This window comes from Streptomyces sp. G7(2002), assembly GCF_028870195.1.
GTDB classification, from domain to species: Bacteria; Actinomycetota; Actinomycetes; order Streptomycetales; family Streptomycetaceae; genus Streptomyces; species Streptomyces nigrescens.
The window spans coordinates 2,715,806-2,731,162 of record NZ_CP102609.1; the positions used below are offsets into that span (position 1 = coordinate 2,715,806).

The 15,357-nt window shown below is 71.7% G+C and carries 12 protein-coding genes; 3 read left to right on the top strand and 9 right to left on the bottom strand.

What is annotated here, in order from left to right; all coding sequences use genetic code 11:
- Nucleotides 1–186: 186 nt before the first annotated feature.
- The 6 genes from whiA to NUT86_RS11145 form a co-directional block, all read right to left on the bottom strand.
- Nucleotides 187–1,176: a DNA-binding protein WhiA gene (gene whiA, locus NUT86_RS11120; RefSeq protein ID WP_018091880.1), complete on the bottom strand. Its 990-nt coding sequence runs from the start codon at nt 1,174–1,176 to the stop codon at nt 187–189.
- Nucleotides 1,167–2,228, bottom strand: a complete 1,062-nt coding sequence (locus tag NUT86_RS11125) for a gluconeogenesis factor YvcK family protein (RefSeq protein ID WP_018091881.1) — start codon at nt 2,226–2,228, stop codon at nt 1,167–1,169. The genes whiA and NUT86_RS11125 overlap by 10 nt, the downstream gene beginning before the upstream one ends.
- Nucleotides 2,225–3,169, bottom strand: a complete 945-nt coding sequence (gene rapZ / locus NUT86_RS11130; RefSeq protein ID WP_018091882.1) for an RNase adapter RapZ — start codon at nt 3,167–3,169, stop codon at nt 2,225–2,227. Before rapZ ends, NUT86_RS11125 begins: the two co-directional genes overlap by 4 nt.
- Entirely contained in the window at nt 3,166–5,256 is a 2,091-nt protein-coding gene (gene uvrC / locus NUT86_RS11135; protein WP_018091883.1) for an excinuclease ABC subunit UvrC, read from the bottom strand. The genes rapZ and uvrC overlap by 4 nt, the downstream gene beginning before the upstream one ends.
- A 428-nt stretch (nt 5,257–5,684) precedes the next feature.
- Nucleotides 5,685–6,575 (bottom strand): hypothetical protein, encoded by an 891-nt coding sequence (locus tag NUT86_RS11140; RefSeq protein ID WP_109889002.1) that lies wholly within the window; start codon nt 6,573–6,575, stop codon nt 5,685–5,687.
- Between the two features lie 4 nt (nt 6,576–6,579).
- A complete protein-coding gene (locus tag NUT86_RS11145; protein WP_274734902.1) occupies nt 6,580–7,236 on the bottom strand; it encodes a papain-like cysteine protease family protein in 657 nt (218 codons plus the stop codon).
- Nucleotides 7,237–7,476: 240 nt separating this feature from the next.
- On the opposite strand from NUT86_RS11145, the gene NUT86_RS11150 reads away from it, so the two are divergent.
- A complete protein-coding gene (locus NUT86_RS11150; protein WP_018091886.1) occupies nt 7,477–8,415 on the top strand; it encodes a hypothetical protein in 939 nt (312 codons plus the stop codon).
- 28 nt (nt 8,416–8,443) lie between these two features.
- On the opposite strand, the gene NUT86_RS11155 is transcribed toward NUT86_RS11150, so the two are convergent.
- A complete protein-coding gene (locus tag NUT86_RS11155) occupies nt 8,444–8,857 on the bottom strand; it encodes a Rieske (2Fe-2S) protein (RefSeq protein ID WP_266448833.1) in 414 nt (137 codons plus the stop codon).
- Nucleotides 8,858–9,109: 252 nt separating this feature from the next.
- Here NUT86_RS11155 and NUT86_RS11160 point away from each other — a divergent pair, with 252 nt between their 5' ends.
- Together NUT86_RS11160 and NUT86_RS11165 are read left to right on the top strand one after the other, a co-directional pair.
- The gene (locus NUT86_RS11160) at nt 9,110–10,168 is read left to right on the top strand and encodes a LacI family DNA-binding transcriptional regulator (RefSeq protein ID WP_266448836.1); all 1,059 of its coding nucleotides are present in this window, start codon (nt 9,110–9,112) and stop codon (nt 10,166–10,168) included.
- A complete protein-coding gene (locus NUT86_RS11165; RefSeq protein ID WP_266448839.1) occupies nt 10,165–11,175 on the top strand; it encodes a carbohydrate kinase family protein in 1,011 nt (336 codons plus the stop codon). The genes NUT86_RS11160 and NUT86_RS11165 overlap by 4 nt, the downstream gene beginning before the upstream one ends.
- Nucleotides 11,176–11,369: 194 nt before the next feature.
- Here the strand turns inward: NUT86_RS11165 and uvrA are convergent, their stop codons facing one another.
- Complete coding sequence (uvrA, locus tag NUT86_RS11170) at nt 11,370–14,324, bottom strand: excinuclease ABC subunit UvrA (protein WP_159490365.1); 2,955 nt, start codon at nt 14,322–14,324, stop codon at nt 11,370–11,372.
- A 261-nt stretch (nt 14,325–14,585) separates the two neighbouring features.
- Entirely contained in the window at nt 14,586–15,308 is a 723-nt protein-coding gene (locus NUT86_RS11175; protein WP_274734907.1) for a TetR/AcrR family transcriptional regulator, read from the bottom strand.
- Between the last annotated feature and the right edge of the window lie 49 nt (nt 15,309–15,357).

A 15,357-nucleotide genomic window follows, 5' to 3' on the forward strand; every position in this document is an offset into this window, starting at 1 on the left:
TCCTGGGCCCTCAAACGAGCGAGCCCAGAAGCGCTCCCGGCCCCTCAAACGAGCGGTTTGAACGGCCCTTGTGCGCGCCCTCCCGCGCCTCCCCCGACGGCACCGTTTCGGAAGTGACGCCGGGGGCGCGAGGGGATGCCCGGTGGGGTGCGAGGGGATGCCCGGTGAGGTGCGAGGCACCGGTCGTCAGCCGACCATGCCCTCGGCGAGTTCCTCGGTGAGGTTGGACTCGGTGCCGGGAATGCCCAGGTCCTGGGCGCGCTTGTCGGCCATCGCCAGCAGTCGGCGGATCCGGCCGGCGACCGCGTCCTTGGTCAGCGGCGGGTCGGCGAGGGCGCCCAGCTCCTCCAGCGAGGCCTGCTTGTGCTCCATCCGCAGCCGGCCGGCCGCCGCGAGGTGCTCGGGGACCTCCTCGCCCAGGATCTCCAGGGCCCGCTGGACCCGGGCGCCGGCGGCGACCGCGGCGCGCGCCGAGCGGCGGAGGTTGGCGTCGTCGAAGTTGGCGAGGCGGTTGGCGGTGGCGCGGACCTCGCGGCGCATCCGCCGCTCCTCCCACGCGAGCACCGACTCATGGGCGCCGAGCCGCGTCAGCAAGGCACCGATCGCGTCACCGTCACGGACGACGACCCGGTCCACGCCGCGCACCTCACGGGCCTTGGCACCGATACCGAGCCTGCGCGCGGCACCGACCAGTGCGAGCGCCGCCTCGGGCCCGGGGCAGGTGACCTCCAGGGACGAGGAGCGGCCCGGCTCGGTCAGTGAGCCGTGGGCCAGGAAGGCGCCGCGCCAGGCCGCCTCGGCGTCGCAGGTCGCGCCGGAGACCACCTGTGGGGGAAGCCCGCGGATGGGGCGGCCGCGGCCGTCCACCAGGCCGGTCTGACGCGCCAGCTGATCGCCGCCGGCCACGACCCGTACGACATAGCGGCTGCCGCGGCGCAGGCCGCCGGGGGCCATCACCACCAGATCGGAGCTGTGCCCGAAGATCTCCAGGATGTCCTTGCGCAGCCGGCGGGCGGCGATGCCCGTGTCCAGCTCCGCCTCGATCACGATGCGTCCGCTGACCAGGTGCAGACCGCCCGCGAACCGCAGGATCGACGAGACCTCCGACTTCCGGCAGCAGGTCCGGGTGACGGGGAGCCGGGAGATTTCATCCTTCACCGCTGCCGTCATCGCCATGGGCCGATCCTTCCATGCATCCGAAAAATACGGTCGTACGCGGCTGCCAGCAGCTCCGGGTCATGCCGGTCGGGGGCTCCCCCGGCGTTCGACCGGGCGTCGTCTCCTTGTGCGGCGACCGCCGCCAGCTCGACCTCGCTGCCGACCAGCTGCTTGGCGGCAACCGTCAGACCTTCGATGTCGGGCACGGCGGCCTTGTCGGCCAGCACCACGTCGAAGGCGAGTTTAGGGGCGTGTCGGGCCAAAACCTCCAAATGACGCTGCGGGGAGAAGCCATCGGTTTCGCCCGGTTGGGGCGCAAGGTTGAGCGAAAGGACCTTTCGGGCCTTGGTCTCCTCCAGCGCCTCGCGCAGCTCCGGGACCAGCAGATGCGGGATCACGGAGGAGAACCAGGAGCCGGGGCCGAGCACCACCCAGTCGGCGTCGCGCACCGCACAGGCCGCCTCGGGGACGGCCGGCGGGTCCTCGGGGACCACATGGACGGACTGCACCTCGCCGCGGGTGAGCGCGACGGTGGCCTGGCCGCGGACCGTCGTGATCTCGTCCGGCCGGTCCTGGTCATGGCCCCTGACCTGGGCCTGGAGCTCCAGGGGCACCGCCGACATGGGCAGCACCCTGCCATGCGCGCCGAGCAGCTTGCCGACCAGGTCGAGTGCCTGGACATGGTCGCCGAGCTGCTCCCACAGCGCGACGATCAGCAGATTGCCGACCGCGTGGTCATGCAGCTCGCCCTCGCTCTCGAAGCGGTGCTGGATCACCCGGGACCAGGTCTGGCCCCAGTCGTCGTCACCGCACAGCGCGGCCAGCGCCTTGCGCAGATCGCCGGGCGGCAGCACGCCGAGCTCGTCGCGGAGCCGGCCGCTGGAGCCGCCGTCGTCGGCGACCGTGACGACGGCGGTCAGGTCACCGGTGATACGGCGCAGCGCGGTCAGCGAGGCGGACAGGCCCATACCGCCGCCCAGTGCCACCACCTTGGGGGTGGCACCCTTCGTCATACGGCCGCTGGGAACGAATCGGCGGACCCGGCGCAGCCGCGGTGTACGCCCGGTCACTCGCGCCCCATGTCCCGGTGGACGACGACGGTTTCCACTCCTTCGGACACCAGGCGGTGGGCGAGCTTCTCGGACATCGCGACGCTGCGGTGCTTACCACCCGTGCAGCCCACGGCGATGGTCACATAGCGCTTGCCCTCACGGCGGTAGCCCTCGGCGACGATCCGCAGCAGCTCGGCGTAGCCGTCCAGGAACTCCTTGGAGCCGGGCTGGCTGAAGACGTAGTTGGAGACCTCGTCGTTGAGACCGGTGAAGGGGCGCAGCTCGGGGACCCAGTGCGGGTTGGGGATGAAGCGGCAGTCGATGACCATGTCGGCGTCGACCGGCAGGCCGTACTTGAAGCCGAAGGACATGACCGTGGCGCGCAGCTCGGGGACCTCCTCGCCGGCGAACTGGGCGTCCATCTTGGCGCGGAGTTCGTGGACGTTGAGGCTGGAGGTGTCGATGACCAGGTCGGCGTCGCCGCGCAGCTCGCGCAGCAGATCGCGTTCGGCGGCGATGCCGTCGACGATCCGGCCGTCGCCCTGGAGGGGGTGCGGGCGGCGCACCGATTCGAAGCGGCGCACCAGGGCCTCGTCGGAGGACTCCAGGAAGACGATGCGGCGCTTGACGTTCTGCGCGTCGAGGGTGGCCAGCGATTCCTTGAGGTTGGCGAAGAAGCGGCGGCCGCGGACGTCGACGACGACCGCGATCCGGGCGACATTGCCCTGCGAGCGGGCGCCCAGCTCGACCATCGGGGCGATCAGCTCGGGCGGGATGTTGTCGACCACGAACCAGCCGAGGTCCTCCAGGCACTTCGCGGCCGTGCTGCGGCCGGCGCCGGACATCCCGGAGATGATCACCAACTCGGGGATCGCGGCGCTCTCGCCCTTGTCGGTCGTGCCCGTACTCACCTGTGCACCGTCTCTCTCGGTTTCCTGCGATTCGTGCGGTGTGCTCATCGGTCCTGCCCCCGTTCTGCTGACAACGCGGCCGGTGGGGCCCCGTCATCCTCAATGATCTCTCCTGTGGCGGTGTTCACCGCGGGGGCGGACGGTGCCGCCCCGGCCAGCGCGGCGGCGACCGTCTCCGCGGTCTTGCGGCCGACGCCCGGGACCTCGCAGATCTCGTCGACCGTCGCGGCCCGCAGCTTCTTCAACGAGCCGAAGTGCTTGAGCAGTGCCTGGCGGCGGGTGTCGCCGAGCCCGGCGACAGCGTCGAGCGGCGAGGATTTCAGCCGCTTGCCGCGCTTGCTGCGCTGGTAGGTGATCGCGAAGCGGTGTGCCTCGTCGCGGACGCGCTGGAGGAGGTAGAGGCCCTCGCTGCTGCGCGGCAGCACCACCGGGTCGTCGTCCTCGGGCAGCCAGACCTCTTCGAGGCGCTTGGCCAGGCCGCAGACCGCGACATCGTCGATGCCGAGCTCGTCCAGGGCCCGGCGGGCGGCCGCGACCTGCGGGGCGCCGCCGTCGACGACCACGAGCTGGGGCGGGTAGGCGAAGCGCTTGGGGCGGCCGTCCTCGTCGGTCGGGCGGCCGGCCATGGGGTCCGGCTCCGGGTCGTCCGGGCCCGCGGAGACGGTGGCGGCCGTGGCGCCGTTGTCGTCGACGCGGGCGTCGCCGGCCGGCTCCTCCGTCCACTCGCCGGCCTTCTGCTTCTCCTGGAGATAGCGCTTGAAGCGGCGGCCGATGACCTCGTGCATGGACCGGACATCGTCCTGGCCCTGGAAGGTCTTGATCTGGAAGCGGCGGTATTCGCTCTTCCGGGCGAGACCGTCCTCGAACACCACCATCGAGGCGACGACGTCATCACCCTGGAGGTGGGAGATGTCGAAGCACTCGATACGCAGCGGCACCGAATCCAGGCCGAGGGCCTCGGCGATCTCTTCCAGGGCGCGCGAGCGGGTGGTCAGGTCGGAGGCGCGCTTGGTCTTGTGCAGCGCCAGGGCCTGCTGGGCGTTGCGGGCGACCGTGGCCATCAGGTCCTTCTTGTCGCCCCGCTGCGGGATGCGCAGCGAGACCTGCGCGCCGCGGCGCCCGGAGAGCCACTCGGCGACCGGCTCGACGGGCTCGGGGAGCGCCGGGACCAGGACCTCCTTGGGGACGGCGTCGCCCTGCTCCTCGCCGTACAGCTGCTGGAGGGCGTGCTCGACGAGATCGCCGGTGGTGACCGCCTCGACCTTGTCGGTGACCCAGCCGCGCTGGCCGCGCACCCGGCCGCCGCGGACATGGAAGATCTGGACGGCGGCTTCCAGCTCGTCCTCGGCGACCGCGATCAGATCGGCGTCGGTGGCGTCGGCGAGCACCACGGCGCTCTTCTCCATGGCCCGCCGGAGCGCCCCTATGTCGTCACGCAGCCGGGCGGCGCGCTCGTACTCCATCTCCTCTGCCGCTTCCTGCATCTGACGCTCCAGGCGGCGGATGTAGGCGCCGGTGCGGCCGGCCATGAAGTCGCAGAACTCCTCGGCGAGTTCATGGTGTTCCCCGGCGGAGATCCGGCCGACGCAGGGGGCCGAGCACTTGCCGATGTAGCCGAGCAGGCAGGGGCGGCCGATCTGGGCGGAGCGCTTGAAGACACCGGCGGAGCACGTCCGTACGGGGAAGACACGGAGCATCAGGTCGACGGTCTCGCGGATGGCCCAGGCATGGCCGTACGGGCCGAAGTAGCGCACGCCCTTCTTCTTGGCGCCGCGCATGACCTGGACGCGCGGGAACTCCTCGTTGAGGGTCACCGCGAGATACGGATAGCTCTTGTCGTCGCGGTACTTGACGTTGAAGCGGGGGTCGAACTCCTTGATCCAGGTGTATTCGAGCTGGAGTGCCTCGACCTCGGTGGTGACGACGGTCCACTCCACGGAGGCGGCGGTGGTGACCATCGTGCGGGTACGCGGATGGAGGCCGGCCAGGTCCTGGAAGTAGTTGGCCAGCCGCTGGCGCAGGCTCTTGGCCTTGCCGACGTAGATGACCCGGCCGTGCTCGTCGCGGAACTTATAGACCCCCGGCGAGTCGGGGATCTGTCCCGGCTTGGGTCGATAGCTGCTGGGGTCTGCCATGCACACCACCCTACTGACCGCCACCGACAATCACGGTTCCCGGACGCCCGTTCCCGGCCGGGCGGCGGGCGGGGCGTGGCCGGTACTCGTCCGTCACCGGGCATCGGGGCGGCGGGCGGTCGTGGCACGGGGTGCCCGTCGGGGCGGGGCGCGGTGGCCTTCGGGGGCGGGCGCGGTGCCCGTCTGCGCAGACGCGATGGGCGGTGGGTGGCAGGCGGCAGGCGGCAGGCGGCAGGCGGCAGGCGGCAGGCGGCAGGCGGCAGGCGGATCGTGGGGGCCGTGGGGGCCGTGAGGTCGGTTCGTGCGGCGGCTGCTCCCCCCCACCCCCGAACCCACCCCCGCCCCCTCCCCCGAAGGGGGAGAGGGGGAGGGGGCGGGGGAAGACCTGCCCGCCGCGCGGACGGCATGCGACGGGCAGGCGCACCGGGTCAGCCGCTGCGTCGCCGGCGCAGGGCCGCCGAGACGGACAGCCCCAGGGCCAGCAGGGCGGCGGCGCCCGCCACGGTCGTGGCCGCGGTCACCGGCAGGCTGTCGTCCGTGAACGCGCCCGCCGTGACGGGCTGCTGGGCCGGTGCCGGCTGGGCCTGCGGCTTCTCGGCACCGGCGGCGGCCTCCGGCCCGTAGCCGCCGGCCTCGCCGCGCCGGTCGTACGCGGAGCCCGGCAGCTTGTCCCCGTAGGCCTTCGCCACCCGCTTCTGGTAGGCGGCGACGGTGGTGCCGTGTGGTCCGACGGCCTTGCGGGCGTCGACGTCCAGCGGCTCGATCCGGTCGCCGCGCTGCACGTACCAGGCGTCGATCTGCGGCTCGTGGAAGACAGTGCCGCCCTTCGCCCGCGCGGCCCCGGCCGCGGTGTAGCGGGTCTCGTCGTCGCCGGCGGCGATGTTGACGACCTTCCAGGCGGCGCCCTGCCGCACGGTCCATACGGAGGCCGTGCGGCCGTCGGTGGCGACGGCCTTGCTGGCGAGGAACTCCAGGCGGGCGACGGGGGCCGCGGTCCTGCCGCGTACGAAGTCCGGTGACAGGGCGTAGACGGGGACGGTGCCGCCCTCGATGTGCGGAACGGCCGGCGCGGTGCCGGGAGCCACGGCCGGCGCGCCGCCGCGCTTGCGGTCCGCGGCGAAGAAGCGGGCCAGGGTGTCCAGTGTCGCGGGGGCGGTGGCCGCCTCGTGGGCGGCGGCGACGCTCGCGCGGGCGGGGGCCTGGGGCGTGGGGGCGGGTGCGGCCAGTGCGGCAGGCGGGGCCAGGCCGATGAGGGTGGTCGCGAACGCTCCTGTGGCGACGGCGCGAAGGGTGGTGCGGACGGCGGTGCGCTTCGTCATGGCCTCAGGCTCCTATCCGGTAGAGGGAGTGCGTCCAGGAGAAGGAGCTTCCGTTCACGTAGTAGTCGAAATCGCCCCAGTTGTAGCGGGAGTTGGTCGCCCAGGGATCACCCCAGTAGATCCAGTTTCGATCTGTGTCATAGCCATAGACCACGTGCATATGGCCGCCGCCGGAGGACCACTGGATGCGGGTCTCGACGGGCCGGTTGGCGTCGATCTCGCTCTTCACGGTGCCGGAGCGCAGCCAACCGGTCACATAGGAGCCGGAGTTGATGCCCATCCAGTTGAGGGCGGTCTGCACATTGCCGAGAGTGGCCTGGTTGTTGGGGCAGTCGCTGCCCTGCTGACGGTTGAAGGCGGCGTTGCAGAACTGGTTCTGGCTGTAGTTCCTGCCGTACCAGGTCGCGATGGTGTTGCCGGAGGCGGCCCAGCACCAGTTGGTGTTCTCCTGGGCCTGCATGGAGATGTTGAGGCGGTTGGCGGCGAAGCGCGGTGCTGCGGCCGTATCCGCGGCGGTGGCGGCGGGGGTGTGCGCCGGGGGTGTGAGGGGCGCGGCCGAGGCGACGGTCGCGCCGGTGAGCAGGGTCAGTGCGGCGGTGGTGAGCGCGGCGGCCGACAGCCATCTGCGGCGGGAACGGCGTGCGTGGGGTGCACGAGTCATGGCGTTCCTCCCGAACAGGGGGGTGAGGGGTGAGAGGAGCGCATCCGGATGCTGATGAGGAGCATCAGGTGTTGTCGCAGGCAGGTCAACACGCTTCAATGCGGAAGGACATGGGGGTGTGGACGGACGGGCCCGGATGTGAACGGCCGGTGCCCGGCGTACTGCAGTGAACAGGAACGCAGAGTGTGCAGCGCGCGATCCGGTTGTGAACGTTCACCCGCGCGCCGGAGGAATGAGGCAATGGCACAGAACACTCCGCAGTCGGCCGAGCTGGCACAGCTGCTGCAGACCGGTCCGTTCCATCTCGCGCTGCGCTCCGCGCTCACCGAGCGCGGGCTCGCGCTCACCCGCGTCCAGCACAAGCTCGCCCAGCGTGGCATCACCATCGGTGTGACCAGTCTGAGCTACTGGCAGCAGGGCGCCCGGCGGCCGCAGCGCCCCGAGTCGCTGCGCGCGGTGCGCGCCCTGGAAGAGGTCCTGGAACTGCCCGCGCACTCGCTGCACCGGCTGCTGGTGCCGGAGGGCGCCGCCCGCCCGGACGCCGAGCGGCCGGCCGCCCGCACATACCGCTCCCTGGTGGCGCCCGCCGCCGCGCTGCAGCAGCTGTTCGCCGAGCTGGAGACGCCCGCGGACGGCGGACTGCACACCGTGGGCCATCACGAGCGGGTCGCCATCGGGCCCGGTCGTCAGCTCCTCACCCGCGAATCGCTCCAGGTGGTCCGAGCCCACCGGGACGGTGTGGACCGCTATGTCGCCATTCACCGGGGCGAGTCGGGCTGCGAGACGGACCGGGTGCGGGTGCGGGCCGCGGAGAACTGCCGGCTGGGCCGGGTCCGCGGGCACGCCGAGACCGGGGTGGTGGTCGCCGAGCTGCTCTTCGACGCCCGGCTGCGGGCCGGTGACACCCATGTCTTCGGTTACGTCTTCGAGGACGGCAGCGGCGGTCCGAGCAGTGAGTATCTGCGCGGCTTCAGCTTCGCCGGCGGACAGTACGTCCTTCAGGTGCGCTTCGACGACGCGGCGCTGCCGGTGCGCTGCCGCCGCTTCGCCCAGACCTCCGCGGGCGCCCCGCGCAGCGGCCAGCAGGATCTGACGCTCAGCGGCCGGCACCGCGCCGTGCACCTCGTGGAGCAGGGGGTACGGCCCGGGATACTGGGCATCGCCTGGGACTGGGGGTGAGTGCGCGCGGTGCCGGCGGGCCGGCGCCTCAGCCCGCGATCAGCTTGCCGCCCTTGGCCTTGACCGGGACCTCGGGCAGCGGCTCGGACGCCGGGCCCTGGAGGACCTCGCCGGTGGTGACGTCGAAGCGGCTGCCGTGGCAGGGGCAGCTGCCCTCCTTCTTCTCGACGTCGGCCAGGATGCAGCCGGCGTGGGTGCACTTGGCGCTGAAGCACTTGTACGTGCCCTTGGCGGGCTGCGACACCACGAGCCGGTCCTCGCGGTAGAGCTTGGCGCCGCCGACCGGCACCTCCGCGGCGGCCCCGAGTTCGACCGGCTCGTCGGGCACCGCTGAGGCGTTCGCGCCCGAGTCCCCCGCCGAGCAGGCCACCAGCCCGAAGCCGGCGGCCCCGGCGAGCGCGGCTCCCCGCAGCACGGTTCGGCGGTCGGGGGACTGGCTCATGGCTGCTCCAGAGGTCAGGGCCGGAGGGGGATCAGAGGGGGGAGAGGCCGGCGGCTCCTGACGATACCGGCACAGATCGTTCCGCTTCCGCCCGGGCCGGGCACCTGGTCGGCTCGTGCGCGTAAACGCTTACGCAAGCGTTTACGTTTGGGGTCGGAGGCTCGTAGTGTGGTGGCCTTCGCGCCTTCGCGGGATGAGCCCCGGAAGGCCGGGGCACCACCGGGGTGCCGCACACGCGGGAGGAAGAGCCGGATGACGACGATGGTGGATGTGGCGCGGCGGGCGGGGGTCTCGGTCGCCACGGTCTCGCATGTGCTGAACGAGACCCGGCCGGTGCGCCCCAGCACCCGTGCCGCGGTGCTCGGCGCCATGGACGAGCTCGGCTACACCCACAACACCCTGGCCCGCTCCCTGGTCACCTCCCGCACCCGCTCCATCGGCCTCGCGGTCTCCGCGATCAGCAATCCGTACTTCACCGAGATCCTCCAGGGCGTCGAGGCCGGCGCCTTGGAGGCCGGCTACAGCCTGCTGATCGCCGATCCGCACGACGATCCGCGGCATGAGTGCAAGGTCGTCCGGCTGCTGCACGAACGACGGGTGGACGGCATGATCGTCGCGCCGTCCGCGGAGCCCGCGGAGATGGTGGAGTACCTGGGCCGGCGCAAGGTGCCGACGGTCTTCCTGGACCGGCTGGTCGGCGACGGCCATGACCAGGTGTGCGCCGAGAACACCGGCCCGATGCGTCAACTGGTGGAGCATCTGGCCGGCTTGGGGCACACCCGGATCGGTCTGGTGGCCGGCCTCCCCGGGCTGAGCACCACCACCGAGCGGGTCGAGGGCTACCGCGAGGGGCTGCGCGCCCGCGGTCTGCCGTTCGTGCCCGCACTCCTCGCCGGGGGAAATTCCGAGGCGGCGGGCGCCCAGGACGCCACCCGGCAGCTGCTCGCCGCGGCCGAACCGCCCACCGCGATCATCACCGCGAACAACGCGATGACCATCGGCGCGCTGCGGGCGCTGCGCGAACTGGGCCGGGAGGTGCCCCGCGATACCGCGCTGGCCTGCTTCGACGACTTCTCGTGGGCGGAGCTGTTCACGCCCCGGCTGACCGCGATCGCCCAGCCCAGCAAGGACCTCGGGGCGGCGGCGGTCCGGCTGCTGCTGGAGCGCCTGGAGGAGCCGGACCGGCCCCCGCGCACCGTCCGCCTCCCCTGCACCTTTGTGCACCGCACGTCGTGCGGCTGCGCCGAACCCGCCCCGCCCACGCGCCCGGCCGCACCCCAGGCCGCCCAGGAAAGGAACCGCACCCCGTGATCGTCGTCGCCGGCGAGGCACTGATCGACCTCGTCCCCAGCCCGCAGAATCCCCTCCCGGCCGCCCAAGACGGGAGCCCCTCCGCCGCCCCGGACGGCCCGTTGCCGGCGTTGCTGCCGCGGCGCGGCGGTGGCCCGTACAACACCGCGGTCGCGCTGGGGCGGCTGGGCTCGCCCGCCGCGTTCTGCTCCCGGATCTCGACCGACGCCTTCGGCGAGGCGCTGCTGGACGGGCTGCGCGGCGGTGGCGTGGACACCACTCTGGTGCAGCGCGGCGGTGAGCCGACCACCCTCGCCGTGGCGGACATCAGCCCGGACGGGTCGGCGGGCTACGGCTTCTATGCCGACGGCACCGCCGACCGGCTCTTCACCCTGCCGCCGGTGCTGCCCGCCGCGGCCCGGGCGCTCTCCCTCGGCACCTGCTCGCTCGTGCTGGAGCCGGGCGCGAGTGCGTATGAGTCGCTGCTGCGCCGCGAGGCCCAGCGCGGGGTCTTCACGGCGCTCGACCCCAACATCCGGCCCGGTCTGATCCCCGACCCGGATGCCTACCGGGCGCGCTTTTGCTCCTGGCTTCCCGACGTCGCGCTGCTGAAGCTCTCCGAGGAGGACGCCCTGTGGCTGGCGGGATCCGGCGAGGGGCCGGGCGGTGCCGTGGGCGGGGGCCGGGAAGGCGCGCTCTCGGCGGCGAAGGAGTGGCTGGCCGCGGGGCCCGCGGCGATCGTCCTCACCCATGGCGGGGACGGTCTGACGGTGCTGACGCCGGGCGGCGGCGCGCTGACGGTGCCCGGCGAACCGGTCACCGTCGTCGACACCATCGGCGCCGGCGACACGGTCAATGCCGCACTGCTGCACCGTCTGGACGCCCACGACGCCCTCTCGCGCACCGCCGTCGCCGCCCTCGGCGCCGAGGACTGGCAGGACATCCTGCGCTTCGCCGCCCGCGCGGCCGCCGTCACCTGCTCGCGGGCGGGCGCGGAGCCGCCGTTCGCGGCGGAGCTGGCGGCGTAGCCCGGAGCGGGGCGCGGCGCGGGGACGCGGAGTGATCCTGAGGCAGGTGCCGGGCGGCGCGCTCCGGCGCGGGGCGTACGGGCCGACCGCCGCCGGCGTACCGTCAGGCCCGCCGCACCGTCACCACGACGGGCCGCCACCGCCCCCCGTTGCGCGGAGAGCGGTGACGGCCCGGCGGGAACGGCCCGTTGGGGTCAGGAGACCCTGCGGGTGCGCGCCGTGGTCTTCTTGGCTGCGGTCTTCTTCGCCGCGGCCTTCTTGGCCACCGGCTTCTTGGCGGACGCCTTCACCGGCGCGGCATCGCTGACGCGGTCTCCGAGGATCTCCCGCAGGAACTTGCCGGTGTGGCTGGCCGGGATGGACGCGATGTCCTCCGGGGTGCCTTCGGCGACGACCAGACCGCCGCCGTTGCCGCCCTCGGGGCCCATGTCGATGACCCAGTCGGCCGTCTTGATCACATCGAGGTTGTGCTCGATGACGATCACTGTGTTGCCCTTGTCGACCAGGCCGGACAGCACATTGATCAGCTTGCTGATGTCGTCGAAGTGCAGACCGGTGGTCGGCTCGTCGAGGACATAGACCGTGCTGCCCGTCGAGCGCTTCTGGAGCTCACTGGCCAGCTTGACGCGCTGCGCCTCACCACCGGAGAGCGTCGGCGCGGACTGCCCCAGCCGGACATAGCCGAGGCCGACCTCGTGGAGCGTCTTGAGATGCCGGGCGATGGTCGGCACCGCCTCGAAGAAGCTCAGGGCCTCCTCGATGGGCATGTCCAACACCTCGGCGATGGACTTGCCCTTGTAGTGGACCTCCAGCGTCTCCCGGTTGTAGCGCGCCCCGTGGCAGACCTCGCACGGCACATACACATCCGGCAGGAAGTTCATCTCGATCTTGATGGTGCCGTCGCCGGAGCAGTTCTCGCAGCGGCCGCCCTTGACGTTGAAGGAGAAGCGTCCCGGCAGATAGCCGCGGACCTTGGCCTCCATCGTCTCCGCGAAGAGCTTGCGGACATGGTCGAAGACGCCGGTGTAGGTGGCCGGGTTGGAGCGGGGGGTACGGCCGATCGGCGACTGGTCGACATGCACGACCTTGTCCACCAGGTCGTCGCCGGCGACCCGGGTGTGCCGGCCGGGCACCGACTTGGCGCCGTTCAGCTCGCGCGCGAGGTGGGTGTAGAGGATGTCGTTGACCAGCGTCGACTTGCCGGAGCCGGAGACTCCGGTGACGGCGGAGAACACCCCGAGCGGGAAGGAGACGTCGATGTCGCGGAGGTTGTTCTCCTTCGCGCCGTGCACCGTCAGCTGCCGCGCCGGGTCGGCGGGCCGCCGGATGTCCGGTGTCGCGATGGCCTTCTTGCCGGCCAGATACTGACCGGTGATCGATTCCTTGTTGGCCAGCAGCTGCTTCATCGGGCCGCTGTGCACGACCCTGCCGCCGTGCTCACCGGCGCCCGGGCCGATGTCCACGACCCAGTCGGCGACCTTGATGGTGTCCTCGTCGTGTTCGACGACGATCAGGGTGTTGCCCATGTCGCGCAGCCGCACCAGGGTCTCGATGAGCCGGTGGTTGTCGCGCTGGTGCAGACCGATCGACGGTTCGTCCAGGACGTAGAGCACGCCCACCAGGCCGGAGCCGATCTGGGTGGCGAGGCGGATGCGCTGGGCCTCACCGCCGGAGAGGGTGCCGGCCGCGCGGTTCAGCGAGAGGTAGTCCAGGCCGACGTCGACCAGGAACTTCAGCCGTTCGTTGACCTCCTTGAGGACCCGCTCGGCGATCTTCTTCTCGCGCGCGGTGAGCTTCATGTCCCGCAGGAAGTCGGCGCAGTCACTGATCGACATGGCCGCGACCTCGGCGATCGACCTCTGCTGGACCGTGACGGCGAGCACGATCGGCTTGAGCCGGGTGCCCTCACAGGTCGGGCAGGGCACCTCGCGCATATAGCCCTCGAAGCGCTCCCTGCTGGTGTCGCTCTCCGCCTCGGAGTGCCGCCGCTTGACGAACGGCACGGCGCCCTCGAACGGGGTGGTGTAGGCCCGCTGGCGGCCGTACCGATTGCGGTAGCGCACCTCGATCTGGGTCTTGTGGCCCTGCAGCAGGGCCTTCTTGGCGCGGGCCGGCAGCCCGGCCCACGGGATGTCCGTCCGGAATCCAAGGGCGTCCGCCAGCGCGCCGACCAGGCGGCCGAAGTACTCCTTGGTGTGCCCGTGCGACCAGGGGTGGATCGCGCCCTCGTCGAGGGAGCGGTCCTCGTCGGGGACGATCAGCTCGGGGTCGACCTCCATGCGCGTACCGATGCCGGTGCAGTCCGGGCAGGCGCCGAAGGGCGAGTTGAAGGAGAAGGAGCGGGGCTCCAGCTCCTCGAAGGAGAGATCGTCATAGGCGCAGTACAGATGCTCCGAGTACATCCGCTCGCGCTGCGGGTCGTCCGGGTCCAGGTCGACGAAGTCGAGGATGACCATGCCTCCGGAGAGCCCGAGGGCGGTCTCGACGGAGTCGGTCAGCCGCCGCTTGGCGGTCTCCTTGACCGTGAGGCGGTCGACGACCACCTCGATGGTGTGCTTCTCCTGCTTCTTCAGCTTGGGCGGCTCGGCGAGGTGGATCGTCTCCCCGTCCACCCGCGCACGGCTGTAGCCCTTGGTCTGGAGGTCGGAGAAGAGATCGACGAACTCGCCCTTGCGCTCGCGCACCAGCGGGGAGAGCACCTGGAAGCGGCTGCCCTCGGGCAGCTCCAGCACCTTGTCGACGATGGCCTGCGGCGACTGCCGGGCGATCGGCCGCCCGCACTCGGGACAGTGCGGCTTGCCGATACGGGCGAAGAGCAGACGGAGGTAGTCGTAGACCTCAGTGATCGTGCCGACCGTCGAGCGCGGGTTGCGCGAGGTCGACTTCTGGTCGATCGACACCGCGGGGGACAGGCCCTCGATGAAGTCCACATCGGGCTTGTCCATCTGCCCGAGGAACTGCCGGGCGTAGGAGGAGAGCGACTCGACATAGCGCCGCTGCCCCTCGGCGAAGATCGTGTCGAAGGCGAGCGAGGACTTGCCCGACCCGGAGAGCCCCGTGAAGACGATGAGGGAGTCGCGGGGGAGGTCGAGCGAGACGTTCTTGAGGTTGTGCTCGCGAGCGCCACGGACGATGAGACGGTCGGCCACGCCGGTCGGCACCTTTCTTGGAGGGGGCGGGGGCCGCGGCTCTGCGTCCGCCGCTCGGTGGTGAGCAGAGGCGGCGGAGCGGAGCGGAGCCCCGCCCCAGGGTATGGGGCCCGCCGCGGCACTGTCTTTGGGATGCCACACACGAGCTTATAGCACGCGCATTCGATTTAACGGACTCGCAAGCCCTCTTCACCCGAACGTGTGGCGGCCCCACAATCTTCCCGCCCCGCCGCACGCCCGTACGCTGCGGGAACGCGCCCGTCAGGCAAATCCGGGCAGCGCCCGCTCCAGCGCCTCGAACGTGCGCCGCAGCACCTCCGTCTGCTCAACGGCCACCTCGTCCACCGGGTCACCCTTGAGCTGCCGGGTCGCGGCTTCGACGTACGCCACCCGGATCGCCGCGACGATCAGCGCCGCACCCAGCCGGGCGTCATGAGCGGGCCGGTCCGTATCGCCTCCCGCGATCTCGGCGAGCAGCGCGGCGAGAGTGTCCTCCATCTCCTCGACCGCCTCCCGCCCCCGCGCCCGCAGCGCCGGTGAGTCCAGCGCCGTGCGCCAGAAGTGCTCGAACCCCTCCCCCACCCCGCCCAGCGGATGCCGCTCCGCCAGCAGGCCGAGCACGAGCCGGCGCAGCGCGGCGAGCGGCGGCTCGTCCTCCCCGCGCTCCCGGACGGCGCGGACGATCAGCTCCCGGGCCTCGGGGATCCGGTCGAGGAAGAGGTCCTCCTTGCGCGGGAAGTAGTTGAAGACCGTCATCGTCGACACCTCGGCGGCACGGGCCACCTCGGCGACGGTGACGTGGTCGAAGCCGCGCCGGATGAACAGCAGCGTGGCCTCACCGGAGATCCGCTGCCGGGTGCGCAGCTTCTTGCGCTCGCGGAGCGTCAGCCGCCCCTCCTCCACCCCGAAACCGGTCTCCGGCTGCCGGCCCCCCGGCCGCTCACCGTCCGGCGCCTCACCACTGCGCCGCCCCTTGTCCACCATGCCCGGAATTTTACGCCACCTTTTATTCGCAACAAATTTTTAGTCACTA

Bases quoted from the DNA above. Each gene is read 5' to 3' on its own strand.
- whiA (WP_018091880.1), bottom strand. From the start codon at position 1,176: ATGGCGATGACGGCAGCGGTGAAGGATGAAATCTCCCGGCTCCCCGTC.
- rapZ (WP_018091882.1), bottom strand. From the start codon at position 3,169: ATGAGCACACCGCACGAATCGCAGGAAACCGAGAGAGACGGTGCACAG.
- uvrC (WP_018091883.1), bottom strand. From the start codon at position 5,256: ATGGCAGACCCCAGCAGCTATCGACCCAAGCCGGGACAGATCCCCGAC.
- NUT86_RS11140 (WP_109889002.1), bottom strand. From the start codon at position 6,575: ATGACGAAGCGCACCGCCGTCCGCACCACCCTTCGCGCCGTCGCCACA.
- NUT86_RS11145 (WP_274734902.1), bottom strand. From the start codon at position 7,236: ATGACTCGTGCACCCCACGCACGCCGTTCCCGCCGCAGATGGCTGTCG.
- NUT86_RS11150 (WP_018091886.1), top strand. From the start codon at position 7,477: ATGGCACAGAACACTCCGCAGTCGGCCGAGCTGGCACAGCTGCTGCAG.
- NUT86_RS11155 (WP_266448833.1), bottom strand. From the start codon at position 8,857: ATGAGCCAGTCCCCCGACCGCCGAACCGTGCTGCGGGGAGCCGCGCTC.
- NUT86_RS11160 (WP_266448836.1), top strand. From the start codon at position 9,110: ATGACGACGATGGTGGATGTGGCGCGGCGGGCGGGGGTCTCGGTCGCC.
- NUT86_RS11175 (WP_274734907.1), bottom strand. From the start codon at position 15,308: ATGGTGGACAAGGGGCGGCGCAGTGGTGAGGCGCCGGACGGTGAGCGG.